The 26,845-nt window shown below is 43.0% G+C and carries 22 protein-coding genes and 4 pseudogenes; 9 read left to right on the top strand and 17 right to left on the bottom strand.

Features of this window, described 5'->3' with window-relative positions; genetic code table 11:
- Window positions 1-139: 139 nt before the first annotated feature.
- The 5 genes from LC20001_RS00695 to LC20001_RS00675 form a co-directional block, all read right to left on the bottom strand.
- Window positions 140-1,543 carry a sensor histidine kinase gene (locus tag LC20001_RS00695; RefSeq protein ID WP_003678138.1) on the bottom strand — a complete coding sequence of 468 codons (1,404 nt, stop codon included), beginning with the start codon at window positions 1,541-1,543 and terminating at the stop codon, window positions 140-142.
- The gene (locus tag LC20001_RS00690) at window positions 1,524-2,234 is read right to left on the bottom strand and encodes a response regulator transcription factor (protein ID WP_010011225.1); all 711 of its coding nucleotides are present in this window, start codon (window positions 2,232-2,234) and stop codon (window positions 1,524-1,526) included. The genes LC20001_RS00695 and LC20001_RS00690 overlap by 20 nt, the downstream gene beginning before the upstream one ends.
- Before the next feature lie 266 nt (window positions 2,235-2,500).
- Entirely contained in the window at window positions 2,501-2,896 is a 396-nt protein-coding gene (locus LC20001_RS00685) for a WxL domain-containing protein (RefSeq protein WP_056943308.1), read from the bottom strand.
- A gap of 48 nt (window positions 2,897-2,944) precedes the next feature.
- On the bottom strand, window positions 2,945-3,823 hold the full coding sequence (locus LC20001_RS00680) for an IS982 family transposase (RefSeq protein WP_010500113.1): 879 nt from the start codon (window positions 3,821-3,823) through the stop codon (window positions 2,945-2,947).
- 320 nt (window positions 3,824-4,143) lie between these two features.
- The gene (locus tag LC20001_RS00675) at window positions 4,144-5,058 is read right to left on the bottom strand and encodes a DMT family transporter (RefSeq protein ID WP_056943333.1); all 915 of its coding nucleotides are present in this window, start codon (window positions 5,056-5,058) and stop codon (window positions 4,144-4,146) included.
- Window positions 5,059-5,195: 137 nt separating this feature from the next.
- Between LC20001_RS00675 and LC20001_RS00670 the strand changes: the two genes are divergently transcribed.
- A complete protein-coding gene (locus LC20001_RS00670) occupies window positions 5,196-5,486 on the top strand; it encodes a hypothetical protein (protein ID WP_010011220.1) in 291 nt (96 codons plus the stop codon).
- A gap of 242 nt (window positions 5,487-5,728) precedes the next feature.
- Here LC20001_RS00670 and LC20001_RS00665 read toward each other — a convergent pair whose 3' ends face one another.
- Window positions 5,729-6,103 (bottom strand): hotdog fold thioesterase, encoded by a 375-nt coding sequence (locus LC20001_RS00665; protein ID WP_010011219.1) that lies wholly within the window; start codon window positions 6,101-6,103, stop codon window positions 5,729-5,731.
- A 31-nt stretch (window positions 6,104-6,134) separates the two neighbouring features.
- Between LC20001_RS00665 and menB the strand changes: the two genes are divergently transcribed.
- Together menB and LC20001_RS00655 are read left to right on the top strand one after the other, a co-directional pair.
- Window positions 6,135-6,956: a 1,4-dihydroxy-2-naphthoyl-CoA synthase gene (gene menB, locus LC20001_RS00660; RefSeq protein WP_010011218.1), complete on the top strand. Its 822-nt coding sequence runs from the start codon at window positions 6,135-6,137 to the stop codon at window positions 6,954-6,956.
- 2 nt (window positions 6,957-6,958) lie between these two features.
- Entirely contained in the window at window positions 6,959-8,374 is a 1,416-nt protein-coding gene (locus LC20001_RS00655; protein ID WP_010011217.1) for an o-succinylbenzoate--CoA ligase, read from the top strand.
- Window positions 8,375-8,398: 24 nt separating this feature from the next.
- Here LC20001_RS00655 and LC20001_RS00650 read toward each other — a convergent pair whose 3' ends face one another.
- From LC20001_RS00650 to LC20001_RS00635, 4 genes are all read right to left on the bottom strand, one after another.
- Complete coding sequence (locus LC20001_RS00650) at window positions 8,399-8,746, bottom strand: hypothetical protein (RefSeq protein ID WP_010011215.1); 348 nt, start codon at window positions 8,744-8,746, stop codon at window positions 8,399-8,401.
- Between the two features lie 40 nt (window positions 8,747-8,786).
- A complete protein-coding gene (locus tag LC20001_RS00645; RefSeq protein WP_010011214.1) occupies window positions 8,787-9,401 on the bottom strand; it encodes a histidine phosphatase family protein in 615 nt (204 codons plus the stop codon).
- Between the two features lie 811 nt (window positions 9,402-10,212).
- Window positions 10,213-11,781 (bottom strand): glucosaminidase domain-containing protein, encoded by a 1,569-nt coding sequence (locus LC20001_RS00640; protein WP_010011213.1) that lies wholly within the window; start codon window positions 11,779-11,781, stop codon window positions 10,213-10,215.
- A gap of 172 nt (window positions 11,782-11,953) precedes the next feature.
- Window positions 11,954-13,132, bottom strand: a complete 1,179-nt coding sequence (locus LC20001_RS00635; protein ID WP_099267088.1) for an IS256 family transposase — start codon at window positions 13,130-13,132, stop codon at window positions 11,954-11,956.
- A 507-nt stretch (window positions 13,133-13,639) separates the two neighbouring features.
- Between LC20001_RS00635 and LC20001_RS00625 the strand changes: the two are divergent.
- Window positions 13,640-14,385: pseudogene (locus LC20001_RS00625) on the top strand (transposase).
- Window positions 14,386-14,566: 181 nt separating this feature from the next.
- On the opposite strand, the gene clpL reads toward LC20001_RS00625, so the two are convergent.
- Window positions 14,567-16,681, bottom strand: a complete 2,115-nt coding sequence (clpL, locus tag LC20001_RS00620) for an ATP-dependent protease ClpL (protein ID WP_099267087.1) — start codon at window positions 16,679-16,681, stop codon at window positions 14,567-14,569.
- 216 nt (window positions 16,682-16,897) lie between these two features.
- Window positions 16,898-17,827, bottom strand: a complete 930-nt coding sequence (locus LC20001_RS00615) for an IS30-like element ISLpl1 family transposase (RefSeq protein ID WP_015473476.1) — start codon at window positions 17,825-17,827, stop codon at window positions 16,898-16,900.
- Window positions 17,828-17,926: 99 nt separating this feature from the next.
- Between LC20001_RS00615 and LC20001_RS00610 the strand changes: the two are divergent.
- Window positions 17,927-18,796, top strand: a pseudogene (locus tag LC20001_RS00610) (DUF2075 domain-containing protein); the annotation flags it as partial.
- Between the two features lie 94 nt (window positions 18,797-18,890).
- A complete protein-coding gene (locus LC20001_RS00605; protein WP_003567312.1) occupies window positions 18,891-19,448 on the top strand; it encodes a hypothetical protein in 558 nt (185 codons plus the stop codon).
- 134 nt (window positions 19,449-19,582) lie between these two features.
- Here LC20001_RS00605 and LC20001_RS00600 read toward each other — a convergent pair whose 3' ends face one another.
- The gene (locus LC20001_RS00600) at window positions 19,583-20,956 is read right to left on the bottom strand and encodes an IS701 family transposase (RefSeq protein WP_145955950.1); all 1,374 of its coding nucleotides are present in this window, start codon (window positions 20,954-20,956) and stop codon (window positions 19,583-19,585) included.
- 261 nt (window positions 20,957-21,217) lie between these two features.
- Between LC20001_RS00600 and LC20001_RS00595 the strand changes: the two are divergent.
- Window positions 21,218-21,457, top strand: a pseudogene (locus LC20001_RS00595) (hypothetical protein); the annotation flags it as partial.
- Between the two features lie 4 nt (window positions 21,458-21,461).
- On the opposite strand, the gene LC20001_RS00590 reads toward LC20001_RS00595, so the two are convergent.
- A protein-coding gene (locus LC20001_RS00590; RefSeq protein ID WP_099267085.1) for an IS5 family transposase occupies window positions 21,462-22,249 on the bottom strand; the annotation gives its coding sequence in 2 pieces (ribosomal slippage) (window positions 21,462-21,982 and window positions 21,982-22,249; 789 coding nt in all).
- Window positions 22,250-22,314: 65 nt separating this feature from the next.
- Here LC20001_RS00590 and LC20001_RS00585 point away from each other — a divergent pair.
- Window positions 22,315-23,049, top strand: a pseudogene (locus tag LC20001_RS00585) (nicotinate phosphoribosyltransferase); the annotation flags it as partial.
- A 103-nt stretch (window positions 23,050-23,152) separates the two neighbouring features.
- Here LC20001_RS00585 and LC20001_RS00580 read toward each other — a convergent pair.
- From LC20001_RS00580 to LC20001_RS00570, 3 genes are read right to left on the bottom strand one after another with little or no spacing between them, the layout of a single operon-like run.
- On the bottom strand, window positions 23,153-23,824 hold the full coding sequence (locus tag LC20001_RS00580; protein WP_005691104.1) for a TetR/AcrR family transcriptional regulator: 672 nt from the start codon (window positions 23,822-23,824) through the stop codon (window positions 23,153-23,155).
- 4 nt (window positions 23,825-23,828) lie between these two features.
- Window positions 23,829-25,046 (bottom strand): ABC transporter permease, encoded by a 1,218-nt coding sequence (locus tag LC20001_RS00575; RefSeq protein ID WP_010009081.1) that lies wholly within the window; start codon window positions 25,044-25,046, stop codon window positions 23,829-23,831.
- Complete coding sequence (locus LC20001_RS00570; RefSeq protein WP_003581836.1) at window positions 25,024-25,767, bottom strand: ABC transporter ATP-binding protein; 744 nt, start codon at window positions 25,765-25,767, stop codon at window positions 25,024-25,026. The genes LC20001_RS00575 and LC20001_RS00570 overlap by 23 nt, the downstream gene beginning before the upstream one ends.
- Before the next feature lie 283 nt (window positions 25,768-26,050).
- Between LC20001_RS00570 and LC20001_RS00565 the strand changes: the two genes are divergently transcribed.
- A protein-coding gene (locus tag LC20001_RS00565) for an IS5 family transposase (RefSeq protein WP_099267084.1) occupies window positions 26,051-26,838 on the top strand; the annotation gives its coding sequence in 2 pieces (ribosomal slippage) (window positions 26,051-26,318 and window positions 26,318-26,838; 789 coding nt in all).
- Window positions 26,839-26,845 lie beyond the last annotated feature (7 nt).

The raw sequence follows: 26,845 nt of genomic DNA, 5'->3' as shown, positions 1-26,845 counted from the left end.
AATAGCTTATACCGACAATTGAATAATTGATCACACAAAAAGACCCAGTTCAAACAGTTGATTACAATAGGAATTGTAGTTAGCTATTTAAATCGGGTCTACTAATAATTTCTGAATAAATTCTTTAAATTTCTCAGAATTAAGGTTTAGTTTTTTTCAGAATGACAACAAAACAACTACCGTGCGGTACATTATCTTGCACCGCAATCTTACCATGATTCAAATCAACCAAGCGGGCGGCAATTGCTAGCCCGAGACCAGAACCAGTGATTTTTTGGGAACGAGATTGATCAGCACGATAAAAACGATCAAAAATATGCGGTTTATCCTGATCACTGATTCCGTTACCTTCATCAAAAACCTTCACCGCAATATCATTAGGATCAGTCGTTACTTCAAGCGTAATAGTCGCAGCGGTAGGTGAGTATTTATGTGCATTATCTAATAATGCCGTTATGATCTGTTCAACACTATCACAGTTAGCATAAACAATTGTAGTCGGTAGAATTTTTAAGCATAATTGCTGGGGAATTTGTTGCTGATAGCGCGCACAAATCTTGGCTAATAAATCACTTAAATTAAAATATTCCAAGGTTAATTCAGCATGATCCATACGTGATAGTTGCAATAGGCTTTCAATTAAGTGTTGCATCCGTAGCGATTCGGAATCAATATAATCTAGTGAGGTCGGCACAATATCTGGATGCGCTTGACCATGTCGGCGAATTAAACTTATATGACCCCGTACACCGGCTAACGGCGTTCTTAATTCGTGTGAAGCATCGGAAACAAACTGATGCTCACGTAATATTTGCTGGTTGAGCGAACTTAACAACCGATTAAATTCAATACTCAATTCATGCACTTCTTGTGGATTACCAGAAATTGGTAAAGATTCATGATAGGTAATATTCTCAGCCTTATTTATTTCATGGGTTGCCTTGGTTAAATCTACCAATGGTTGATTCAACCGCCGCGCTAACTTAGAAATAAACCATAAGCCAATTAAGAAACTAAATATGGTGATTAAACTAATTGTTTCTAAGATCGTTTTAAATATATGGACCATATTATTTAAACTTAACCAAATTTCGTACTTAATTTCTGGCTTTTTATTGGGGCCCTCACTAGCATGATCGTAATCAATAATATGATAGTAGACCCCCTGTTTAGAGCGATACTGAACATCTTTAAAAAGTGGCCATGCGTGATAATTTTCATTCAAAAAGCCTTTGGTGCGCGGCGAATAAAAGACAGCTTGTGTGCGCGTAGGCGGATCTACTTTTACTTTTACAAACGTGTTACTAGTATCGAGGGTAGTCTCACCGCGCCAGCGTACCCAATCTGGTTGGTCCCCAACCAAGGATTGCTTTAAAATCCTCATCAGTGACTGCGCTTCTTCACGCTTATTTGTAACTAGCCGATAACCAACCACCGTGATAATTGAACCGCTCATCAGTAACGTAATTAAAATTAAAATTATGGCGTATGCCTTAGTGATCTGTGCTGCGCTCGTATTAGTATTATTCTGCTTTTTTCGCATGATCGTTATCATCCCTCAGCGTATAGCCCACACCCCGTACGGTATGGATCAACGGCTGGCTTTCAAAATCAACTTTGTGCCGTAAATAGCGAATATAGACATCAACAATATTTAGCTGGCCTTCAAAATCAACGCCCCACACCAGATCCAATAACTCATCACGTGTTAAAGTTTCTCCGATGTGTTTGATCAATATCAGCAATAAATTATATTCGCGTTGCGTTAACTGAATTATTTTACCGGCTCGGTGCACCTGCCGCGACTTGGTATCTAATGCTAAGTCAGCAATTTGATAATTGGTTTGTGTCTGCTCATCATGCCTTTGCTCCCGCCGAATAATGACACGAATGCGCGCTAATAACTCTTCAATTTCAAACGGTTTCGTAATGTAATCATCGGCCCCATTATCTAACCCGGCTACCTTATCGCCAATATAGTCACGCGCCGTCATCATAATGATCGGTACATCATCGTGGCGGCGAATGCGCCGCATTACTTCCAGTCCATCTAATTTAGGCAACATCCAATCCAATATAATCAAATCGATCTGCTGCTGGTTACTAGCATAGCTAGTTAACGCCTCCTGACCATCTTTAGTTACAATTATCGTATAATCTTCAAACTTTAGTTCAGTTTTTAAAAAAGAAATTAAACTATCTTCATCTTCGACCAATAGAATCGTTTTACCCATTTTTAATTTTCTCCTTGATACAATTAGACTCATTGAATCTATAGTAGAATGTAGCAATGAGAAAAAGCAACGTTTTTTAAGAAATATTAACTTAAAATAATCAAATTCAAGAACAAAGATCTGGAGATAGTAAAACCTCCAAGGTTAGACACCAAATCCAGCCTTGGAGGTTCACTTTATCACAGGAATATTAATTTCTAGATTTTTCTTAATGAAAGTAACGTCCTTATAAAATGTGTACTACCAGCTATTCAAATTAATCTATTTTAAAATGTTAACCCATCTTCCAATGTCCAAGTAATATCAGATTGGAATGTCGTACCAGCAGCAGTAGTTGGCAACAACTCATTACGATCTAATGTTAAATCAGTATTAGTAGTTAAGCTATACTGTTGATTAGTGTCACGATGATGGATGGCATTTTCGGAACTAATGACAACCTGGGCGCCGCTACTATCAATCGGGTTTACAACTGCAGCACCACCATTTTCTATATCCAAGCCAATCCCACTACCAAGACCAACTGTAATCGTATCATTTCCATTTTCAAAGTCAGTCATTACAGCTTTTAATTGCCAATTACGATCAGTGCTACGCGTATCGGTCAAATTGATTCTCTGATCAGAATTTTGCGTTGCATCACGATTAACGTTACCATCCACTAAGTTGGCAGTAGCACTACCCTCAGTAATATCATGATACGCGTGTTGCTAGTTCGTCATAAAATCAAAAAAGCCTAAATTGTATACCAATATCGTCAATTCAATCTTTAATTGAAAACCAAATAGACTACGGGTGAGATTGGTTTCAATCCCAAATTGCTGGGCTAAAATTGAAAAGCGTGACTCTATTGTCCGCCGTAACGCCTTGAGTTGACGCTTATTATGCTGTTTAGCACCTTTCATATTAGAACGATAAGGCGTCCATAAGTTATAGCCTAGGGCCCTAAAACTGGTCTTGAGTTTTTTCCCAACATAACCAACATCGGCCAAAATATTGGGACAAGGACAACCGCTAATTAGCTCAGGCGCTACCTTAGCATCATGAACTGAGGCCGCCGTGATCACATAATTCAGAATATAGCCATTAGCCGTGACGACCATGTGGGTTTTAAACCCATAAAATGGCATTTTCTTGGTGGCATTATAGCCAATGTTGGCCTTCCCAGCAAAAATTCTAACTCTGAAATTACGAACTTTGGCACATAGTGGGTTGGGTAAACTGTCGATAATCGCTAGGTCGCCCGAATGAGCATAATCCTTAGTGATACCTGAGCGAATGGCATTGACTACTGCCAGTAATTGTTGCGCGCGGCGGTTGAAACGTGAACGTGATACCACCATTTGCCGCGGCATAAACGCTGCCATCAGATAATAGAAGCGGCGTTGCGATTGAATTCCCAGTGTGACTTGTAAGCACAGTAAAGCTAAAAGTTTAATATCAGTAATTTTAGTATGTTCAACGTTGCGCCGCTCAATGACGCTACGCGGACAATAACGCTGATAAAGCAATGAACATAACTGGTAAAAGTAATGGAAACTAACTTGTAATTCGTGACGATTTTGCTTAAACTTGAGGTGGTTCAACACAGTTATTACTCCTTTTAAGTTTTGTCACTTATGAGTCTAACTGGGTTGGACTTTTTTGTTAAATTTCTAAATGTTACAAACTAGCACCACACGTACATTAAATATAATTTTTGACGAATTTATAAAAGCATTACCTCATAGCTTTGACAAGCTCTGAGGTAATGCTTAATAGAGTAAAAACTAGTAATATATTGCGCCATAACCTTTTGATATTTTTGATGCTTTCAACCTTTAGCTTATAACTAAAAATGGCTCAACTGACCACATGAATAATTTCAGTCGGTCTATTTATTTTTTGAGACTTATGCCACAGGCTCTTTTCATTTACGCCGTTTCTTAAACGGTCGTACATTCAATGACAGCATCACCACCGCCAAAACAATCAAAATTCCGCCGACAGCATCGGCCCAAGCAAATGGAATACTGAAGAAAATAATCGATAAAATCGTCGCTGCTAGTGGTTCGAAGGCATCTAATAAACTGGCGGTGGTCGGCGTGATATACAACAAGCTATTAGAATACATCACGTAGGCGATCAAGGTCCCAAACAACACGACCACGGTGATCTCGCCGGCCAATTGCCATGTAAACTGCGGCACACCGACCCAGACTGGCTGAATGAAATTCATCTGCACCCCGCCGACTAAAAGCCCCCAAGCATTGACGTTGATCGAGCCGAATTTTGGTAACAGTGGCCGCGGTAATAACGTATCACCAGCAATTGCTAGTGCCGACATCAAACCCCAAAATAAGGCTAACGGTGCGACCACTAATTGATTGAAGTGCCCGTGGGTGACCAAAATGAAGGTCCCCAGTAACGCCAACAACATCCCAATTGCTTCGGCCCGTGATGGTAACTGCCGTTTAAAGATCACGTAGTACAACGCGATCACGATTGGTCCCAGAAACTGTAGAATGGTTGCAATCGAGGCATTACCGTAATCAACTGCCAAAAAATAAAAAAACTGCACCGGCAACAAACCAAGTACCCCGTATAAAATTTGCCGAATCGCCGTACTCGGCGTCCGCCATACTGCTAATGGATCGCCGTGACGCGCCAAACTATACAGCAATAACAACCCCCCGGCTAGAAGCATCCGCACTGCCGTTAGCCAAGCCGGTGTCACTGCATTCGGCCCTTCAAATAATAATTTACCAAAAATACCAGAAATGCCCCACAAAACCGCGCCACCACTGGCAAGCAAGACCCCTGATAATGTTCGTGACTTTTGCATGATTCCCTCCAACGTTCAACATTACCTCTATCATAACAGGAAACCAGCGGCGGTAAACAACTTTGCCTGGAAAAAGATTGCTTCACACTTTATGTAAGCGCTATAATTATTATAAATATTTGAGTGAGGTGTGCGCTATGGATGTTTGGTTAGTTTTACTGATGCAAATTGGGATCGTCTTTATTCTAGATTACGTGCCTCTGCACAACATGCGCGAGCAGCACTTGCTGACGCTGACCAAGTGGCTGCTAGTGGCAAATTGTGTAATCACGGTGGTGCGGCTATTGAATTATGGCGGTGCGCGGTTGCTGCAAAACACCAATCTAGGGATCAACCTGCTGATTTTACTGTTAGTCGGTTATTGGGGCTATCGGCGCATGGTGCCGGAACCAGCGGAAGAAAATGGGCAAAAGAAAAAACGCCAGTAACGGTGTTTTTTTGTAAGTAAAAAGATAACCCCCGCAGGATAAATCCCACTGGGGTTAGAGCTTAACTGGCATCCTAGTAAACTAGGATCCAATTACTATTGATTCCTTCAGTTTTCAGCTAAAATCAGTAATCTAAAACGACCCAATATCAGTTCTAGCGAAGGGCTTTTACACCCAGACGCACCTAATCAGTACTTTGGAAATAAACGTGCTAGAATCACGATCGTAAAATTCTTTTTGCGCTACTGACGAGCTGTGATCATAAGCGTAACGGTGCTGACACTCGTTAGCCGTGCGCTGGCTTGTTCGTGAACTTCAACCTGCCAGGTTTGTAATCGCTTGCCTGCGTGGAGCGGTTTGGCATTGGCGCGCAGACGACCTTGTGCTACAGTATAAAGGTGGTGCGTTTCCACATTGACGCCTACTGCTATTTGTTGCGTCGTGTCCAGACCAGCGCTAGCACCTAAGCTAGCCGCGGTTTCAGCTAAAATGGTATTGATGCCGCCATGGACAACACCAAAGGGCTGCTTTAATTGGTCAGTCACTGCGATTTCGACGATCGCCTCAGTAGCAGTAGCGCGCACCGTTTTAACGCCCAACAATTCAAGTAAATTCATTTTGACCTCCATATAGAAAGAAGTTGTATTTATGACTAGTGTAACTTGGCAAAACGTCAAAGACTACTCAGAAATTATTTTTGAACGGGCCAATAAAATCGCAAAAATTACGATGAACCGTCCCAAAAAGTTGAACGCATTTACGCCAGTAACGATCCAAGAAATGATCGAGGCCTTCACGATCTGCCGTGATGATGCAAGTATTGGCGTGATTATTTTAACGGGTGCCGGTGACAAAGCCTTTTCTTCTGGCGGTGATCAAGGTATTCGCGGTAATGGTGGCTATGTGGGTCCCGATAAAATTGCCCGCCTCAATGTATTAGATCTGCAACATTTGATTCGGATCATCCCTAAGCCGGTTATCGCAATGGTCAAAGGTTGGTCAGTCGGTGGTGGCAATATTCTCCAGCTGATCTGTGACTTGACGATCGCCGCTGATAACGCGCAATTCGGTCAAACCGGGCCTAAAGTCGGTAGTTTTGACGCCGGCTACGGTTCTGGCTATTTAGCCCGCGTGATCGGCCATAAGCGCGCTAAAGAAGTTTGGTTCTTGAATCATTTTTACAGCGCTGAAGAAGCCTACCAAATGAATTGGATCAACAAAGTTGCCCCATTAGCTGAAGTTGAATCAGTTACTTTAGATTGGTGTAATGAGATTTTGACTAAATCACCGACCGCCTTACGTTTCATCAAAGCCGCAATGAACGCAGACACAGATGGTTTAGCTGGATTACAACAATTCGCTGGCGATGCCACAATGCTATTTTACACCACCGACGAAGGTAAGGAAGGTCGGGATGCCTTCAATGAGAAGCGCAAACCTGATTTCGATCAGTTCCCGAAGTTCCCTTAACGATGGAAAATTGGTTAAGTAAGCGCGCACGGCTGTCACCGCAACGCTGTGCCGTGCGGACCAAACACGAAAAGTTGACCTTTGCTGAATTGCAGCAACAAGTTCTACAACAAGCTGGCCGGATCAAACAATTGCAGCCAACGGGGCGCATCGCCATTTTAACTGATAACACGCTACCTGGTTATTTGACCATTTTAGCGTTGCAGCAATTGGGTTTTACCCCTGTTTTGCTCAATCAGCGACTGAGCGTTGACGAGTTAAGTCAGCAATTAACTGACGCTGCAGTCACTCTTTGTTTGGCCGCCGATCAATTGGTGCGGCCACTGCCAGTTAAAGTGGTCAGCTTTAGTCAGTTAGCCCAGCAGGCTCCCTTGCCCATAATCCCGCCAGTTGAATTCGAACCAGCGGCAGTGGCGAGCATTATGTTTACTTCTGGTACTTCAGGCCACGCAAAAGGCGTGCTGCAAACTTACAGCAATCATTTTTATTCGGCAATCGGTTCGGTTCTAAATCTCGGCTTGACTGCCGCCGATAGTTGGTTATGTTGTGTGCCGCTATTTCATATCAGTGGCTTATCGATCATGTTACGCGGCTTGATCTACGGCATGACCGTTGTATTGGTCGATCATTTTGATGCCCCGCTGATCAACCACCTACTCTGCACACAGCCGATCACAACGATTTCAGTCGTCCCGTACATGCTACAAAAATTACTGCAGACGCTGCCAACAGACCAATATTATCAGGCTGCGTTCCGCTGTATGCTCCTCGGCGGCGGCCCGATCGATCGGGCGACACTGAATGAGTGTCAACAACGACAGATTCCTGTGATTCAGTCATATGGCATGACCGAAACTGCCTCGCAGATCGTGGCGCTAGATTTCGCTAACGCCGCTCGTAAATTAGGCTCGGCTGGGCAACCACTGTTCCCTGTTCAAATTAAGATCGCCACTGATCAACATATTTTGGTTAAAACACCAACCCTGGCCGCCGGCTACTTAAATCAGCCAGCAGCATTTAACCGCCAACTACATGACGGTTGGTTTGACACCGACGATATTGGCTATCTGGATGACGAAGGCTTCCTGTTTGTCCAAGGTCGTAGCGGCGATATGATCAATTCTGGCGGCGAAAATATTTTTCCTGGTGAGATCGAAGCTGTTTATCAGCAGCACCCAGCGGTCAAGCAGATCGTTGTTGCCGGTCATGCTGATGCCACTTGGGGCAGCGTTCCATTAGCCTATCTTCAGTTAAAAACACCGATCAGTGCAGCGGAGCTACGCGATTATGGCCGCAATCATTTAGCGCATTACAAAGTTCCCCATGCTTTTTATTTGGTCACTGATTTTCCGCGTACTGGTAATGGCAAGTTAAAGCGGCGCGCATTAACGCCGGACAGTGGGACTTTACTAAAATAAGCGTTAGGCAAAAATGCCTAACGCTTATTTTAGTGTTAATCGCTGACGAACAGCTTTCAAAGCTTCCTGCTTCAGCATAGTTGTTTTTAATTTATCCGCAGAATCGGGTAAATTAACGAGTGCATCGTCAAGATCAACAAATTCAGTTTCAATATACTCGAGTGACTTGCGCTCAGCTGTAGTTAAGGGTTGCCCAGTAGCGGTCGCCTTTTTAGTTTCACTTACGATCGCGTTCACTTCACGAATTGCTCGATCCTGTGTCCAGCGCTGGCTTAAACCACTAGTTTTACCACCTAATTTACGCATCTGCGCTGCTAACTTTCTTAGCCGTTGCTTAATTTTTTCCAAATCAGCTACTTCAACTTCAGCCATATGATCATCCCCATCAATTTGACTATAGCACAAATTGAAGCTAATAACGTCGATTATAGTAAATCAAATATTGTTGTAAGGTCCCTGGTGCACAGATTATTTTGGTTACACTGGTATTCTCTGGCTCTGGCATACTCATCGGATCTTGCGGCTGTACTGCATTGACCGCAAAACTGCGTACCGTAAAACCATGCGAAACGATCACGATTTTTTCTTTCGGATAACGCTGGGTCATCTCTTCAGTAAATGCACGCACCCGTGTTTCAACCGCATTAAATTCTTCACCTTTAGCTGGAATGGCATAATCTGGATAAACTTCACCAGTGATCGGATTAAATAATTCCGGATAAGTTTTGCGCAGCTGGGCATTCGTCTGACCATCCCAGCGGCCATAAGAAATTTCAATCAACCGCTGATCGTAGCTTAATGGTAGATCGTACCCGCTATTCAGAATTGCGGCCGTCTGTTTGGTGCGCTCTAATGGACTGGCAATCATTCGATCAGCAAAACTTAAATCAAAATTATCATGCAGCGTTTGTGCTTGTGCCTTACCGGTATCGTTCAAATAAGTTGCTGGCGTATTGATCGTACCTTGTTTAATATCTTGTGTATTTGCCTGCGTCTGTCCATGACGCACAATGTAAAATTCAGTCATTTCAAAGCCTCCTACTAATTAACTCAGATGTTACGGACGATGCCACTTGGGCTTGTCGTACTACAGCATTAGTCTACTCTGTCTAACGAGTAAGCCCCAAATTCAATACTTGCTTAAAAGTGTTATTAAGAACAAGCGACCGTATCCATTCTTGTAACATAATTCATGCCGCAAGGAATATGATCTTACTTCACAATTATTGTATAAATTCCTGCCTAGTTTCTTTAAATATACCATAGTTAATCGTTATATTTTGTATAACTTGACGGAAAATATACGTATTGTTTCATATGGAACAATACACAGATAGCGGTAAAACCACCTAGAAGTAAACAACTAGCCCATACTCATCTGCAATTTTTGCCTTAATTTACTGCACCGAATTATACTGATACCTAGTGATTAGCTTTTTCGTCGCGTAGAAAAATAAGTGCGTACAGAAATTATCAATGTTAGTTAGAAAATCGTAATTAATTCTACTTAATATGCCTAAAAACATCACCAACTATAACTGTCATCCGCTGTAAGCATCTCTTGTGCTAATAACCGTTAACTTCAAGTATACCAGCTATTTTCCAAGTAAAATTGTTATTTTAAAAATTATCAGAGGATGCAATCGAACCAAAAAGGATCCCCATAAATTAGGAATCCTTAACTGGGTATAAATATGCATTTTCAGCTTGATTTGGGCGGCATTAATGGTACCATTATTAATGATACCGGTAAAGCTCAGATTACGTCCCCCGTAAGCTGTTTGTTCACCGGTTCATCAAGCGGACTGACTTTGTCGGTGCGCTTTTTTATTACCGGCTTATAAATGCCAAATAATTGGCGTCCGCAACAAATTGGTCTTCGTGATCAAATAAGCGGGGTGGTTATTCGTAAGAAAATACCCATGTAAAACTTGTTTTAATTGTGGCTTTTGCTTCAATGTTGCTGTGAAATCAACTTGTTTAGCACTGGCGGTCGTTGATTGCGTCGTTGGTGCTTGATCGTATTTGGTTAAATGATAAGTGGCAATAATTTGATTCAACTTCAAATTATATTTAGTATCTGTAGCGTAGCGACCAGTTAAAGCCTTGGTTGCTGCTTGGTAATCCTTAGCGTTTTGTTTCCACGCACCTGCATAATAATTAGATGCTAAACCAGGACCGTCGCGGAGCAAATCAGCATAATCAGTCAATGAATCTTTATAATTATGGTAGCGCTTGAAGCTTGATTTGATCGTATATAGTTGACCAAAACCATTATCTTCTTGCGTCGCCATTAAGGCACTCTGCCCGTCAAAGCTGCCCTTGACCCCAAATAAATTATAATTAGGCGCCAGCGATAATGTACTAGTCCCCCAGCTACTTTCTAATGCAGCCTGCGCAATCATAACTGATGCGTATAAGCCCTTAGTTTGTGCAATTTTCTGGGCGTCCTTAGCAAAAAGCTTGATGAATTCTTCGTGCGAAGCCACTGGCGTTCCGGTGGTATAAAGCCAACCATCATCACTGTTCGTCACATTATTGCTAAATCCGTTATTGTCACCGGGTGCTGGAGCTGGCTGTAAAACTGGTGTCACTGCAATGGCCGCAGTAGCTGTACTAGATTCAGTTGCGGCATTGACTTTGGATGCAGCGGCTGGCTTAGCCGCATTGGTAGTCGCTGCACTCGTCGCCTGGCTAGCAGTTGGTTGCTGTGCCTGACTACTTGTAGCTGGCTTAGCCTGACTCGCTGCCGGTTTAGTTGTGGCTTGGCTATTTGTGCTATTTGCACCACTGGCTGCGGTACTCGTTGCCGGTTTAGCTGCTGCTTGACTCGCCGCAGCAGCTTGACTGGCAGCCGTACTGGCTTCAGCCGACTGTTGTGCTTTTCCTTGTGCGTAACCGACCGCATAACCAGCCGCATAAATATTGCCTAATTGTGCGTCTGGCTGACTAGGCTTTTGTGCATAGCCAGCCGCTTGACCAGCGGTAACACCAGTTTTAAAGGTCGCAGTAGCCGCTACAAATTCTGTATCATAACCATGTGCGTAATAAACACTACTACCTGCTGGTTTGCTCGTATTTTGCGTCTTCTGACTTGTTACATCAGAATCGGCCGCTGCTTTTCCTTGTGCGACTTCTTGACTGCCACGAGTAAACTCTGCTTGATAGTCAGCTTGATATGTCGCATCACCGGCTGGATCACTGCTGGTGCCACTGGCCTTATCGGCTAAAACATCTTGCTGCGCAGCTAATTGTGCGGCATTTTTAGTGGTCGTCTGTTCGGTACTAGTCGTTGCTGTCGCATGAACTAGTGGCGGAACCGCTGCCAAAATCGTCGAGCTTAAAAGAATGCTAGATAAGGCTACCGTCGCCGCCCGCTGTGCGATTTTTAAATTTTTCTGAGTCATTTCATGTCCCTCCATTATTAAATTAGGTACTACTCTTAATATACGCAAATTAATCTATTTGTTTTTACTATTCACACCTATATCTAAATCTTTTGGGCACCAAATATCAAGCATTCGGGAGTGTCAAGAAGTTTGTGTAAATGAAAATCCCTTCTCCTGGCAAAATAATGTATTAATCGAAAAGTGATTCTAACGTGTCTTTGACTTGACCAAATCCGCGATGGCTACGATTGAAGTACTTTTCGTTATAGCTTATGACTTGAACTCCGATAAAATTGTCTAAAGATTTTTCGTTTGGAAATTGTTCCTTTGGTTTGGTCTTGCGTTTGATTCTTTTGTTCAGTGATTCTAAGATATTGGTTGAATAAATTGTTGGTCGAATGGCCGGGGGAAAACTCAGGAAAGCTAATAGTTCATTTTCAATGGATTTAAGTTGCTGGATCAGATTGGAATACGATTTCCCCCATGCACCATAAAAATCATTTAAGATCTTGTGTGCTGCAGTTACATCGGTCGCTGAATGCAACTCTTTAAAGTCATTTAAGATCGCCTCACGATCTTTTAAACGCACATGCGAACCAATATTACGCATAACATGTACTAGGCATCTTTGAAATTTGGCTTTCGGGAAAGCGTGCAATAATGCTGGCTGCAGACCAACCATTCCATCTGCAATGATCAACTGGACTTGTTCTAATCCACGTTTTTTAAGATCTTCTGCCATTTCTGACCAAACTCCTGCATTTTCACTTGGAGCGATTCGATAATCAAGAACTTCTTTGATGCCGACAGATGTAATACCTAAAGCAATATAGACCGCTTCTCTTTGAACTGAATCGCGGCGCAAAGGTAAGTAAGTTGCATCTAAGAAAAGACAAACATAGTTTGCCTTAATAGTTCGTTGATGAAAAGCTTCAATCTGTTTTGTTACCTGAGCAGTGATATTAGAAACAGTAGTAGGTGAATAATAAGCGCCATACATTTTTTCAATCAAATCTGTAATTTCACGGGTCGTAACGCCCTTGGAATAAAGCTGAATGATTGTTGTTTCTAAAGCGTCCTGACGATGAGAATAGGCTGGAAGCAGGTGGTTATGAAAATGGCCCTTACGGTCACGCGGCACAGCAATCTTCAACTTACCATATTCAGAGTCAATTAAGCGATAATACTGGCCATTGCGAGAATTGCCCGAATTAAAGCCGCAGCGGTCATAAGGATCATAACCAAGCAAAGCTGTTAGTTCAGCTTGCAAGATGTGATTAATAGCCGTTTCGAGTTGTTGACGAAAAAGTTCTTTAACATCGCCATTTGATAATAGAGTTTTGGTTAAATCTTTGGTAAACTGGTCCATGGGGAATCCCTCCGTTTTGGTTTGGTTTGACGATTTAATCATACGGGGAAGGGATTCCCTTTTCAATAGGATTTTTATTCATTTACACAAACTATTTTATACTCTCGTCAAATCTACCACCCTTTCAAGTATATGCTAAGTTATTGATACAATCATAGCACGCATTTGACAACCTATATACACGTATAAGCAAACAATGCACGAGAATGCGTTTATATTACGTCTGAAAATAAAGTCACGAGATTGTCACGTTATAAAATCGAAATTTTATTAGATACACAAAAAAAACGCCACTCAATTAAGAATGACGTCTTTCTGATATATGTGCCAATACCAAATAAATAGAAGTTGATTATATTTTAACTTGATTAATCAAAACACGCAATGAATACGGGAAGTCCTTTACGGTCGTTAATACTCCTCTATTTTGATAATACAAAGTTGCAAGCTCGATAACAGAGAGCGTAAAATAACTTGTGTAAACGCATAAAAAGATTTCTAAATTGTATAGAACTAGGGAATGAACTTACCACAGAAATTATCGCTACGCTAGTCCAAAAACAAGATTTAGACGAAGTTTTTCGGCACCACCTCGAAATTGCGATTAACCAGCTGCTTCAAACCGAACTGGCAGCTTTTTTAGGCTATGAGCGCCACTCGTATGCTGGAATTAACACTAGAAATAACCGCAATGGCAGTTATGAACGCTCGTTTGATACGAAGTATGGTCAACTCAACTTAACCATTCCGCGGGATCGCAATGGTATTTTCCACAACCACATCTTGCCAGCCTACGGTCGGCACAGTGACAGCTTGGAAACAACGGTTATTCAGCTATACACCAAGGGAATTACCACCACCGAAATCGCCTAACTCATTGAGAAAATGTACGGTGCTCATTACTCCAAAGCCACGGTTTCCAACATGACCAAAGTCGTTGATGAACAAGTTCAAGCTTTCCAGCAACGGCGACTGCCTTCGCAATATGCGGCCATCTTCTTAGATGCCAATTACCTGCCTTTAAAGCGGGACACCGTCCAAAAAGAAGCGGTTCATTGTATTCAACCAACTTGATTGCGAACTTTAACAAGCATCTCAAACGCAACCCCAACCACAAAGAACAATTTCCAACGGAAGATTCACTGAATCGATTCCTGGTTTCTCAGTTTAACGTCTACAACGAGAAGTCCATGAAGCGAATCCATCGCAGATTCAACGGACTTCAGGACACCCTGGAATCATCCTTTATTTAAATTAACTACATATTATATGTACGGAGGTATTTCATTTACACAAGATTCTTGACGATATCCATATTTACTCAATAGATTAATATCAAATGGTGAAAATCAACGAAAAAAGGAGATCTATCAAGCGATCTCCTGCCCAATAAATCTCCTCTTACATAAAGTTATTTATGAACACTGATTTAAGCTAAGCTGCCGATATCACAATCTCACCATCCACTAAATCAGCCTTCAAGTTTTTGACATCTAAGTGGTCAAGGTAGAAATCCGTTACCTTATCACGAATTTGTTGTTCAATTACTCGCCGTAATGGCCGCGCACCCATTGCTTCATCATAGCCTTGTTCCATCAGCCAATCTTTGGCCGCTTTAGTTACCTCAAGTTTGATGGATTTTTTGGCTAACGTTTTTTGTACATCCGCCAACATCAAATCGACAATTTGACTTAAGTCTTGCTTAGTCAGATGTGAAAATTCCACGATTCCATTAAAACGGTTCAGAAATTCTGGGCGGAAAAATGGTGCTAACTTATCCATTAATGACTGATCTCGTTGCTTGTCACCACTTAATGCTTCATTACCAAAGCCAGCATTAGAAGTAGCAATAATAATCGTATTTTTGAAACTAATGACATTGCCTTGTCCATCCGTTAAGCGCCCATCATCCATCACTTGTAATAGTAACGTTAATACTTGTGGATCAGCCTTTTCAATTTCATCTAATAATACAATGGAATATGGATTACGCCGAACCCGTTCAGTTAGAGTATTAGCATTATCTTCATAGCCTACGTATCCAGCCGAGGTACCAATTAATTTCGACACAGCTGTACGATCAGCATATTCACTCATATCTAGCCGAATAATCGCATTTTCATTTCCAAACATATCTAAGGCTAATTGCTTAGCTAATTCAGTCTTTCCTACGCCAGTTGGGCCCACAAACAGAAAACTTCCAATCGGCTGATCACCCTCTGAAAAGCCCGCACGGTTACGCCGAATTGCTTTTGCTACCATTTCAACCGCTTCATCTTGACCGATTACCTTACTTTTCAGACGCTTATCAAGATTTTTCAAATGCTCAATATCATTAGCGCCCATATCAGAAACTGGTATACCAGTTAAACGTTCAACCGATTGTGCCACATCATCAATCGTGGCAGTGATTTTTTCTTTTTGATCCGTTTCTTTAATTTTTTGCTTGGTTTCCTCGATCGACTTCTTGATATCAGCGGCTTTTTTAAAGTCCTCCGATTTAACGGCGGCCTCCTTAGCTGCCTCTAATTTTTTAACGCGTTGATCCAATGTCTCAACATCAGTTTGCGAATTTTTAGCCGCTAAATGAGCCGCAGTCATGTCGATCAAATCGATAGCTTTATCTGGCAAAGTGCGTTGTGGTATATATTGGATTGAATAATCCACAGCCGCCTTCAAAACATCATCTGGTAATACAACATGATGATGCTTTTCGTACAGCTTTTTAACACCTTGTAATATACGTAAAGTGTCAGCGGCCGTCGGTTCATTAATCACAACATCATTGAATCGCCGTGCCAAAGCCGCATTTTTCAAAATAGTATTGCGATATTCATCTTGAGTCGTAGCCCCGATTACAGTCAGCTCGCCACGTGACAAAGCAGGTTTAATGATATCTGCCAATCCCTTGCCACCGTCTTCACCACCAGTGGCACCCGTGCCGATAATCTGATGAATTTCATCGAAGAATAGAATAATATTACCAGCTGCTTTAACTTCCTTTACCAGCTGTTTAATATTCTCTTCAAAAGAACCGCGATATTGAGTTCCTGCTTCCAAAGACGATAAATCAATCGAATAGATTTCTTTATCTTGAATCGTTTCTGGAACTTTACCAGCCACAATTGCTTGTGCCAGACCTTCGACGACTGCAGTTTTACCTACACCGGCATCACCAACTAAGATTGGATTATTTTTCGTTCTACGACTCAAAATTTCTGCAGTTTCTTGAATCTCATTCTCACGTCCAATCACTGGATCTAGTAATCCATCACGAGCCTGTTCCGTCAAATTAGTCCCTAACTTTTCTAAAATCCCTCCTTTTTTAAAAGCCTGTTTACCATCTTTAGATACTTCTATTGTTTTATTATTTTGGGGTAGCTTACCAGTTGCTCGGTATTGAGCAAACTCATCTGGTGTCAACGATTTTCCATTAACTAAGTACCGTGCACGCTCCGAATTTTGATTATCCATGCGCCGAAATAATTGATTGAAAACATCATCCATATCATTGTTGAAAAAAGGATCATTTTCGTAGAAATTCGCCATAGTACAACACCTCCATAAAAATTTACACGTGTAACTTAGTGACCATAATATCCTTTAAAACTTCAGCTAATTATATCACGATTTTTATGTATCATTAAGTAAAGTGCTTATCGGTGTATTAAACGAGATACTTTGAAATACCATTACAACAAACCCTTTCAGGATAAATTGCCGTTAATTAGTATATCAAAATATAATATGTGGTAGATTGCAAATTTAATCCGAATTTTTGGACAAATTTGTCAGCATAACCTGATACGGTGTTTGCCAGTCGAGTATTTTAAGCGGTCGCTGGTTAATTTGGAGTAACGTCGTCGTTAAATCTTGAGCACTAATGTGCTCAAAACGAGTCCCTTTAGGATAAAAATAACGTAAATTCCGATTAAAGCGTTCATTACTACCACGTTCAGCTGGCGTATAAGCATGGCAGTAATAGGTCTTAATACCATATTGTGATTCAAGTGATACTAGCCCACTAAACTCAGTGCCACGGTCCACAGTAAAGCTGTGCACCGGACCATTAAAAGTGGTTAGGAACTTAGTTAGTGCTTCATTAACAGTCGCTGTCGTCCGATCTTTTAACCGGTATGCCCAAAGGAACCGTGATTTGCGATCGATTAAAGTTAATAAAACTGCCTTACTATGCCCACGAGGACCAACGACGGTATCTAGTTCAAAATCGCCGATGCGATTACGTTGATTAATCATCATGGGACGCTGTTCAATTGATCGCCCCAAAGATTGATTATATTTGGATCGTTGGTCAACGTTACGCCGTTGGCGTACGCCATGTTCAGGTAGATCATTCAAGGAGAAATCAATTCTCCCCTGATTTAGCCAATTATAAATAGATTTAGTAGCTAGTTTAAATTCGTGAGCAATCATTCCTGGTGACCAGCTTAGACGTAAATGGTTGAGAATTTTTTGCTTTAACTCATCGCTCAGCTTAGTTTTCCGACCACATCGTGATCGCTTGTATTCGGCATCTGTTTGTGCTAATTCAGCCTGATAAGGTTGACATCGAGATAATTCATAAGAAATTGTTGACGGTGATCGGTTCAGCCGAACGCCCATTTGGATATTGGACAGCCCTAGTTCACAAAAGGTTTCGATTTTAATTCGTTCGGAATAGGTTATACTAGACAAAAGATCAGCTCCTAAAAGATGGGTTTGTGGTAAACACCATTTTAAAGGAAGCTGATCTTTTTTGTCCGAACAGCGTTCGGATTAATTTTACAATCTACCATGAAACCAACACCATTTATTAACGCGTACCGCAAAGCCGGTAAGCGGGCAGATGTCGTGCTGATCGATGAAGGCCATTTACTACTGACGATGCCTGATCCGTATAATAAATTCCGTGGGCATAATCAGCTTGCTGATATTCTTCAGTTGGCTCGAGTGGTGGTGCTCGTGTTCGATTTCCACCAGCTAGTCAAGCTAAAGAGTTTTTGGACACCTGCTTTATTGAAAAGAGTGACGCGCGATTACGCAGTGACACATTATCATCTGACCGAACAGATGCGGGTAGGCGATGCGGCGGTGAATGATTGGATTGATCATTTTGTTCGTGGAAAAGTGTTGCCTTTGCCACATCCGCAACATTTTGATTTTCAAGTTTTTTCTGATGGTCAGCCGATGTATGACCTCATTCAGCGGCGCAATGCCGAAACCGGCCTTTCGCGCATGATTGCGACAGCTGACTATCCATTCACAGTGCTCGATGGTAAAACCTGGTATGTCCAAGCTGGCTCTCTGCGGTTGCCTTGGGACAAGATCAACTTCACCGATCGCCCGTGGGCACAACGTCCTGAGACATTGCATGAAGTTGGTTCCATTTATACTATTCAAGGCTTTGACTTGAATTACGCAGGTGTGATTCTAGGGCCGAGTCTAGGCTATGATCCCTCAAAAGACCGACTTACGGTTGATCTGGCGCAGTACCAAGACAAGGAAGCCTTCAAAAAGCGCCCTGATTTGGCCGACACCACCGACGCTAAAGCCGCGATTATCATGAATGCCATTAATATTCTGCTGAAGAGGGCGAAGCACGGGCTTTATCTTTACGCAGCTGATCCTGCTTTGCGCCAACGGTTATTGCAATTGGCCAAATAATCTTGCAACCTCACTTTTGAAATGCAATAGATTGTGAGTCGTTCCAGTTAGCACTATACTGAAACTGAGTCTAAATCTAAAAGGAGTGGTTTGCATGGCTGAAAAGTATACAGCAGAAATTGTGCCATTGAACGCTGAGAAGATTGGCACCGCGCCGCACGGTGCCGCGACATTCACGATTGATGGTGCGCAAATGAAGATTCATATCGATATGTTTGATACACCTGCTAATGTGCAGCATTGGGAACATTTCCACGGATTCCCGGATGGTAAGCCAGCAGAAATCGCCACAGCGGCACAAGATGCTAATGGTGACGGTTTCGTTGATCTGCCAGAAACAGAACCGGTTTCCGGTACAACGATGGTGCCATTTGACGCTGAACCGGCCAAGATGCATGTGCCAAATGACAGTTACCCAGTGGCTGATGCAGAAGGTCACTATGCTTATGACAAACTCGTTGATCTGAAGGAATTGCAGACAGCGTTTAAAGCCGCTTTTGGCAGTGACGATTTGCAGCTCGATAAAAGGGTCATTTATATTCATGGTGTGCCGGATACCTTGAAGCTACCGGCTACTGTTCAAGGAACTGTCATGAACTACGATGCCCACGTTACTTTACCAATTGCAGTTGGGAAAATCATCAAAGCTTAAACTAATTAGTTTAATAAATAACCTATAAGTAGTCTTGGAACTTACTGGCAATACGCCGGCTGTTTCAAGGCTACTTTTGGGTTTGAAGACCTTATTTACCTATAAATAGAGCTTTTTACATTATATGCAGCACTTTACAGCTTTTCACTGACCCCCGACCAACAAGAAGCCAACCACTGAATCACCACTTTGGCCGGTGTTGTTTTTAACCGCCTTTGCACTTGCCGCGCTAAACTAGCCAAAAACAGCGCCGCTTGAATTTGCCGACTTAACCAGAGTTTGCGTTCACGCAAACTTTTGGTTACCAAAAAAGCTAAACTAGGTTGGGTCAATGGCAATACGATCATCAAGGTATACGCCGTATTCAATAAATGATGATCGGCTTCAATCTTGGCTACTGAACGCACGGCGTAATCACCGAAGTGCCAGAATGTTTTCATTTCATAAAAATAGGTCTCGATCGCCCAACGTTTTTGATAGTAGGCCAACGCTCGTAGCGCTGGCGCAGGGGCGCTGGTCTCCGGCGTCCGATAGGTGAGCTGGGTCGGATCAACGGCTAGGGTTTCGGTTGTGACCGCCGCTAATTCTTCGGGCGCGCTCGTCGCCATGAACAGACGACAAGTCGTCTTGCGTTGTACGCGGATCATGTAAACTGGCTGGGGCATCAAGCGTGTCAGACACCGCACTATACCGATCTGATCTCCGGCCGAACAAAGATTTAATGCAATATTTCCCAAATGGATCTGGTCACCATATTTCCGCGGCCGGCCGCGCTTACCGGTGCGTTTGGGTAAGCCAAACATGGCGGTATCTTTACGCACATTGGCGATCATAGCTAGATTAGGTTGCGTCATGACCAGTTGGTTGATCTCAGCTTTGGGATACCAACTGTCACACAGTAGGAACACTTGTTGGTCGCTGGCGATCGATTTCAAAGTCGTCTTGATCATTTGCGCCGCTTGCTGGTATTTGGTCGCCTGTTCCGCCTGATAAAGGTGCGTGGCTAACGGCAAGAACGTATAAACTAGCTGGTCATCTTGGTCCCGCTGTGTTGGGATCATCAGACCTAAAGTAACGAAATCATGGGCATTGACGAGCCGCTTACCCGTATGTGCGGCGTGATCGAATAGATATTTGACGCCGGTAAATTTGTGGCCGAACTTGGGTTGGACCGTGTCATCCAGAACCAATAATAAGGGCAAGTCCTGACAAGTAGTGGGAATCAAGGTCAGTAAATACGTCAAGTTGCGCACTTCTAACTGTGGCAAGTGGTTACCGATCACTGCCAAAGCCCGATAAAACGTGTTCAAAGAATGCTTCGTCACCCGGCCCAGAAATTGTTCAAATAAGTGGCGGATCGAGTGGCGGTCACCGATCACTAACAACGCTAGACACAACCAAAAATAGTTAAGGCCCATTGGCTTAGACAAGCCAGCCGCTTTTAAATCAGAAAAATAGGCGTGGAGGGTGGTTAAAAGTGATGATTTTTGATAAAATGAGTTCAACACGAATCCTTCTTTCTAAATGGTTTTTTGTCGAACTCATTTTAGCAAAGAATAGGCATTCGTGCCTTTTTATATCCAAATTTTTTTAAAAAGCTGTAAAGTGCTGATTATATGTACAGATTAATACCTATAATGTCAATAAGTATGCACTGTTAAAAATATCTTGTTAAATAACGAACATTATCATTCCTTTGCGCGGGGTCAACTTGTTAAGCTGGTGTTGGAAGAAGAGAGACGCCGGAAACAATGGAAGGAGGCGCACAGATGCCTAAGAAGTTGATCCATATCGTCATGTTGGCGATGTTGATGCTGACCCAGGTCGGCAGCGCCGTTGTCCCTGTAGCCGACAACGGTGAGACAAACATCACCGAACATGACCGTGCGGCGCCAAAATCCGATCCATCCTCACACCAGAACGATGCGAGCGGACAAGCGGCAATTAGCCAAGACACAATTGAGTCTGACAAGAAACAGACAAGTGCAGCAATGAGCAGTTCTGAGAACCTGTCTAGTATCTTTTAAGAACTATCTTCAGGAAGGCCAATACAACCATTTGAAGACTGCTGTTAAGGGCACGTTCACAGTTTTTCCAAAGTCGCCGACATTTGTCTAGCCAACTCCATGAACGTTCAACGATCCATCGTTGCGGTAACACCGTGAACATATGCAACTCGTTGCGTTTAGCTACCGTCGTCTTAGCATTCAAAATGAGCTTCACCTGATCCGCAAAGTCATTGCCAGTGTAGCCACCATCAACCATGACATGCTGAACCAGCTCTAAATTTTGGCTAGCCAAACTAAACATAGCCAATGCACCTGAACGATCTGATACATTAGCTCGTGTCACGAGAATGGCTTGTGGTAACCCGTTAATATCAACCGCCATATGACGCTTAATCCCTGAAATCTTTTTGCCGCCATCGTAGCCACTATTTTTCGTTAAATCAGTGGTTTTAACACTTTGAGCATCAACCATCACAAACGACGTTCGGGCCGATCGGCCCTGTGCAAAACGATAGGAAGCGACAGTTTTTTTAAAAGCCTTTCTAATAGCGAATCAGCTGTCGGGTCTGGTTTATCTCGCCACATATCGTAATAGCGGTAGACAGTGTGCCATTCCGGGAAATCGTGCGGTAATTCACGCCATTGACACCCTGTAGTAAGCGAGTAAAGGATGGCATTGAATACGTCATAAAGATCATAACGACGCGGTCTTGTATGCTTGCGGAAGTTTTCTAAATCAGGTTGTATTAACGCAAATTGCGCGCGAGAAATATTGCTTGGATAATCTGGCATGACAAACTCCTCAGTCGGTTTTCCACAATTCTACCAGATTCAGCAGATACTAGACAGGTTCTAACTCTGGGATCCCTAACGCGGTGACGGTCTTTAAGGAGCTACGAGCAGCTGGGCATGAACCCGTCGGTATTCGAATCGATTCGGGGGACGTCACGACTTTATCACAAGCTGCCCGGACACAATTGGACGCGGCTGGCTTTCCCAACGCCAAAATCACTATTTCTAACGCATTGGATGAACACATCATTACCTCGCTGTTGCACGAAGGCGCACCGATCGATAATTTTGGTATCGGTGAAAAGCTCATCACTAGCGCGTCCGCACCGGTTCTAAGTGGCGTCTACAAGCTTGCGGCAACTGAGAGCAATGGTCAGAGCACCCCCAAGATCAAGGTCAGTGCCAGTCGCGAAAAACTAACGATTCCTGGTGATAAGCAAGTCTATCGTCTGTACGAACCAGGAACTCAGCGGGCCTTTGCTGATTTGATTGCACTAGCTACCGAGACGATCGTTGATGCGACCAGCCTAACCGTCGTCAACAGTGACCCACTCAGTGTCGACCGTCAACAGCGACTCACCCATTTTGAAGTCCGGCCCTTACTCGCGCCGGTAGATTTGTCCAACACCACGTCAATTCCGGTTACAACCATTCAGGCAACGACCCAGGCTAAACTTGCCGAGCTCCCACGAACAACCCAGCGGCTCGTCAACCCAGATCTTTACCCGGTCTACATGACGACCACACTCAGCCAGTTACAAACTAGTTTGTTGAATAAAATGACGATACTAGCAGATTAACAAACGAACACGCGTAGCAACGACCAAAGCCACTTCTGTACTTAGCGTTCAAATGACCGCTAAGTACAGAAGTGGCTTTAGTTTATATCAAGTAACAGTTAGCTCACTGACCAGTAATTTGATCATGTTCACCCGGGGTCAATATTTTGGTCATCACCGTAATCAAATACGCTTGTTCGCGCTCAATTTCAGTTCCCGGCAATTCCAGCATTAACCGCGCTAGGTAACCGAATAGCTGCGATAACAAACTTTGCAGTATCAAATCATTCGGCCAATCCACAATCAAATGATCTGCTTTTAGTTGATTTATGACACTTCCCATCTGCTTGACCATCTTAGGCGCAATCTGGCTAAGAATCTGTTCGCGTCGTTCGGTGTCAAAAGCTGCCATTTCAAAAATGACCTTTAACTCTTTCACGTTAGCTTTAGCAAATGCAACTCGGTCCGTAAAAATTGCTGTGACGAATGCCTGTAGACTGGGATAACGCTGCCGTAATTCATCCTCTGAAAAATCACTCGCTAAAATTGGCACAATGTGCGCGGCAATTGGTGCTAAGATGGCATCCCGTAAGGCAGCCTTAGTCTTATACCGCCGATAGACCGTCCCCTCCGCAACGCCGGCCCGTTGTGCAATATCACTAGTACTGGTCTGGTCAAAACCCTTTTCAGCAAACAAATCGAGACTTGCCTGGAGGATGGCCCGTTGCTTAGGTGTAATCGTTTCATTCTGACTCAGATCCTGTTGAAAATAATCCCGTATCCGTGGTCGTTCCATATCCTCACACCTTCCGATAACGTTTCATTCCAACAATATTCAACATTGTTAGTACGACCATAAACCCTACTAATATTAACAAATTGACACCAATATCGCCAAGCCCAGCACCCTTTGTCACAACAGCCGTCAACGCATTAGCACCATAGTATAACGGCATGATGTGGGCAATTGCTTGCAACCAACTGGCCATGCCATCGACTGGAACCAACCCAGCAAAAAAGATTTGTGGTACAACAATCAGTGGAATAAACTGAATCATTTGAAATTCTGAGTTAGCAAAGGTGGAAATAAAGATACCCAAGGTCAAAGCCACTAACGCTAATAATAAGTTAGTCAGAAAGACCAGCCAAATACTACCAACTAAGTGAATCTTGAAGACCGTAATTGTAAAAACAACGGTCAGGACAGTCTGAATGATGGCAAAGCCCCCATAACCAATTAGATAGCCCATAATAATTTCACTCCGTCGAATTGGGGTTGCAAGTAGCCGGCTTAGGGTTCCAGTAGTGCGTTCATTCAAAAGTGAAACGCCAGAAATCAAGAACACAAAGAAGAAGACAAAGAAACCGAGAAAGGCTGGCAAAAAGTTTTCAAAGAACGTTGAATCACTACTACCATAAATATAATGACTGCTAGTGGTATAGGTTGTCGTTTGTGATTGACTATTTGTTGGCGCCGTAGCACTCGCTGTAGCCTGCCTCAATTGCTTTTGAATTTTAGCCGCAGCAGCCGTATTCCCACTTGCCTGTGCTTGGGCCAAGGCCGTCTTTAGCTTGCTAACCGTTGCCTGTTTTTGCGTTTGCAACACCTTTTTTTGTGCTTTAGTAGCCGTGACCAACGTCTGAATTTTTAATTTGACCAGTCCGCTTTGCAAAGAAGCTTTGATCAATGACGTATTGGTCGGATTACTATTAGAATACGTGATCGTTAAGTTGCCATCTTTTTGCGTCAAATATCCATCCAAATCATGCTGCTTAATCATCGCTTTTGCCTGGTTACTGCTGTAATGGTGAATATCGACATGCTTCGTATTAATGGCTTTGACCACCTGATGATCAACATTGTGAACACCTAAAGTCGCCACTTGAGTCGTGTTATTTTGAAACAAAAAATACATCAACGCCATAATTAAGAGTGGTGCCAAAAACATCAGCGCCAAGGTACGCTTATCACGTAACATTTGCTTAAAAACTCGTCTAACGATTGCCATCGTTCGCATCTTGCATCCGCCCCGCTTTCAAAAAGACCTGTTCGATCGTATCTACTGCATACTGTTGTTTCAGTGCCGCGGGTGTCCCCTCAGCAAGCGCAATCCCGTGCCGAATCAACATGAGATAATCACACCGTTCTGCTTCGTCCATGACATGCGTTGTCACGAGCATCGACTTACCGGTATCCTTGAGCTTATTTAGTTCGGTCCAAATTTGTTGCCGTAATTCTGGATCAATCCCAACGGTCGGTTCATCTAAAATCAATAATTGGGGATCCTGAATCAGGGCAATTGCCAACGACAAGCGCCGTTTCATCCCACCCGAATAGCCACTGACCCGCTTGTCTAATTGGGACGTTAAATCAACTAATCCGGCTGCATAATCAATCATCTGTGCTAACTTTATTTTTGGAACGCTCATCAATTGCCCAAACAAGGTCAGGTTTTCACGGGCCGTTAGTGTCTCATACAAAGCGTCACTTTGGGCCATATACCCTACTTGTGCCATTACCGCCCTATTGGGCATCACCGTATCCATGACTTTAACAGTGCCACTATCCACAGCTTCCATCCCTAAAATACTCTTGATCAAGGTGGTCTTCCCAGCTCCTGATGGCCCAATCAAGCCATAAATCATTCCAGCCGGCAGTGTCAAATCAATCTGATTGAGCACTTGCTGATGACCAAAGTGCTTGCTGACCTGCTTGGCGATGACATAATCCGTTGCCATTTTAAGAACCCTCTTTCTCAAAGTGAGTGTATACTCACTCACTTAATGGCTTTAGTATAATCAGTACATCTCGGTTTATCAACATTAAAATGAGTTATCACTCACTTATTTTGTTTCCGGCCCATTTGTCACCGCATTGTAAACAAAAATGCGCCACCCCGTTGTTGGGATGTCGCATTTTAATTAAATAGCAGCACTGATATAAGCGTTAGCAATGTTTTAGAACCTGTCTAGTATCTGCTGAATCTGGTAGAATTGTGGAAAACCGACTGAGGAGTTTGTCATGCCAGATTATCCAAGCAATATTTCTCGAGCGCAATTTGCGTTAATACAACCTGATTTAGAAAACTTCCGCAAGCATACAAGACCGCGTCGTTATGATCTTTATGACGTATTCAATGCCATCCTTTACTCGCTTACTACAGGGTGTCAATGGCGTGAATTACCGCACGATTTCCCGGAATGGCATACCGTCTACCGCTATTACGATATGTGGCGAGATAAACCAGACCCGACAGCTGATTCGCTATTAGAAAGGCTTTTAAAAAAACTGTCGCTTCCTATCGTTTTGCACAGGGCCGATCGGCCCGAACGTCGTTTGTGATGGTTGATGCTCAAAGTGTTAAAACCACTGATTTAACGAAAAATAGTGGCTACGATGGCGGCAAAAAGATTTCAGGGATTAAGCGTCATATAGCGGTTGATATTAATGGTTTACCACAAGCCATTCTGGTGACACGAGCTAATGTATCAGATCGTTCAGGTGCATTGGCTATGTTTAGTTTGGCTAGCCAAAATTTAGAGCTGGTTCAGCATGTCATGGTTGATGGTGGCTACACTGGCAATGACTTTGCGGATCAGGTGAAGCTCATTTTGAATGCTAAGACGACGGTAGCTAAACGCAACGAGTTGCATATGTTCACGGTGTTACCGCAACGATGGATCGTTGAACGTTCATGGAGTTGGCTAGACAAATGTCGGCGACTTTGGAAAAACTGTGAACGTGCCCTTAACAGCAGTCTTCAAATGGTTGTATTGGCCTTCCTGAAGATAGTTCTTAAAGGATACTAGACAGGTT

Source organism: Loigolactobacillus coryniformis subsp. coryniformis KCTC 3167 = DSM 20001 (assembly GCF_002706425.1).
GTDB lineage: Bacteria > Bacillota > Bacilli > Lactobacillales > Lactobacillaceae > Loigolactobacillus > Loigolactobacillus coryniformis.
This window is presented reverse-complemented; position numbering and strand designations above follow the sequence as displayed.

What these genes read in the sequence shown, in the direction of transcription:
- LC20001_RS00575 (WP_010009081.1), bottom strand. Translation starts at nt 25,046, where the DNA reads ATGCGAACGATGGCAATCGTTAGACGAGTTTTTAAGCAAATGTTACGT.
- LC20001_RS00665 (WP_010011219.1), bottom strand. Translation starts at nt 6,103, where the DNA reads ATGAATTTACTTGAATTGTTGGGCGTTAAAACGGTGCGCGCTACTGCT.
- LC20001_RS00695 (WP_003678138.1), bottom strand. Translation starts at nt 1,543, where the DNA reads ATGCGAAAAAAGCAGAATAATACTAATACGAGCGCAGCACAGATCACT.
- LC20001_RS00605 (WP_003567312.1), top strand. Translation starts at nt 18,891, where the DNA reads ATGGCTGAAAAGTATACAGCAGAAATTGTGCCATTGAACGCTGAGAAG.
- LC20001_RS00670 (WP_010011220.1), top strand. Translation starts at nt 5,196, where the DNA reads ATGGATGTTTGGTTAGTTTTACTGATGCAAATTGGGATCGTCTTTATT.
- LC20001_RS00635 (WP_099267088.1), bottom strand. Translation starts at nt 13,132, where the DNA reads ATGGACCAGTTTACCAAAGATTTAACCAAAACTCTATTATCAAATGGC.
- LC20001_RS00640 (WP_010011213.1), bottom strand. Translation starts at nt 11,781, where the DNA reads ATGACTCAGAAAAATTTAAAAATCGCACAGCGGGCGGCGACGGTAGCC.
- LC20001_RS00645 (WP_010011214.1), bottom strand. Translation starts at nt 9,401, where the DNA reads ATGACTGAATTTTACATTGTGCGTCATGGACAGACGCAGGCAAATACA.
- LC20001_RS00675 (WP_056943333.1), bottom strand. Translation starts at nt 5,058, where the DNA reads ATGCAAAAGTCACGAACATTATCAGGGGTCTTGCTTGCCAGTGGTGGC.
- LC20001_RS00690 (WP_010011225.1), bottom strand. Translation starts at nt 2,234, where the DNA reads ATGGGTAAAACGATTCTATTGGTCGAAGATGAAGATAGTTTAATTTCT.
- LC20001_RS00655 (WP_010011217.1), top strand. Translation starts at nt 6,959, where the DNA reads ATGGAAAATTGGTTAAGTAAGCGCGCACGGCTGTCACCGCAACGCTGT.
- LC20001_RS00650 (WP_010011215.1), bottom strand. Translation starts at nt 8,746, where the DNA reads ATGGCTGAAGTTGAAGTAGCTGATTTGGAAAAAATTAAGCAACGGCTA.
- clpL (WP_099267087.1), bottom strand. Translation starts at nt 16,681, where the DNA reads ATGGCGAATTTCTACGAAAATGATCCTTTTTTCAACAATGATATGGAT.
- menB (WP_010011218.1), top strand. Translation starts at nt 6,135, where the DNA reads ATGACTAGTGTAACTTGGCAAAACGTCAAAGACTACTCAGAAATTATT.
- LC20001_RS00570 (WP_003581836.1), bottom strand. Translation starts at nt 25,767, where the DNA reads ATGGCAACGGATTATGTCATCGCCAAGCAGGTCAGCAAGCACTTTGGT.
- LC20001_RS00580 (WP_005691104.1), bottom strand. Translation starts at nt 23,824, where the DNA reads ATGGAACGACCACGGATACGGGATTATTTTCAACAGGATCTGAGTCAG.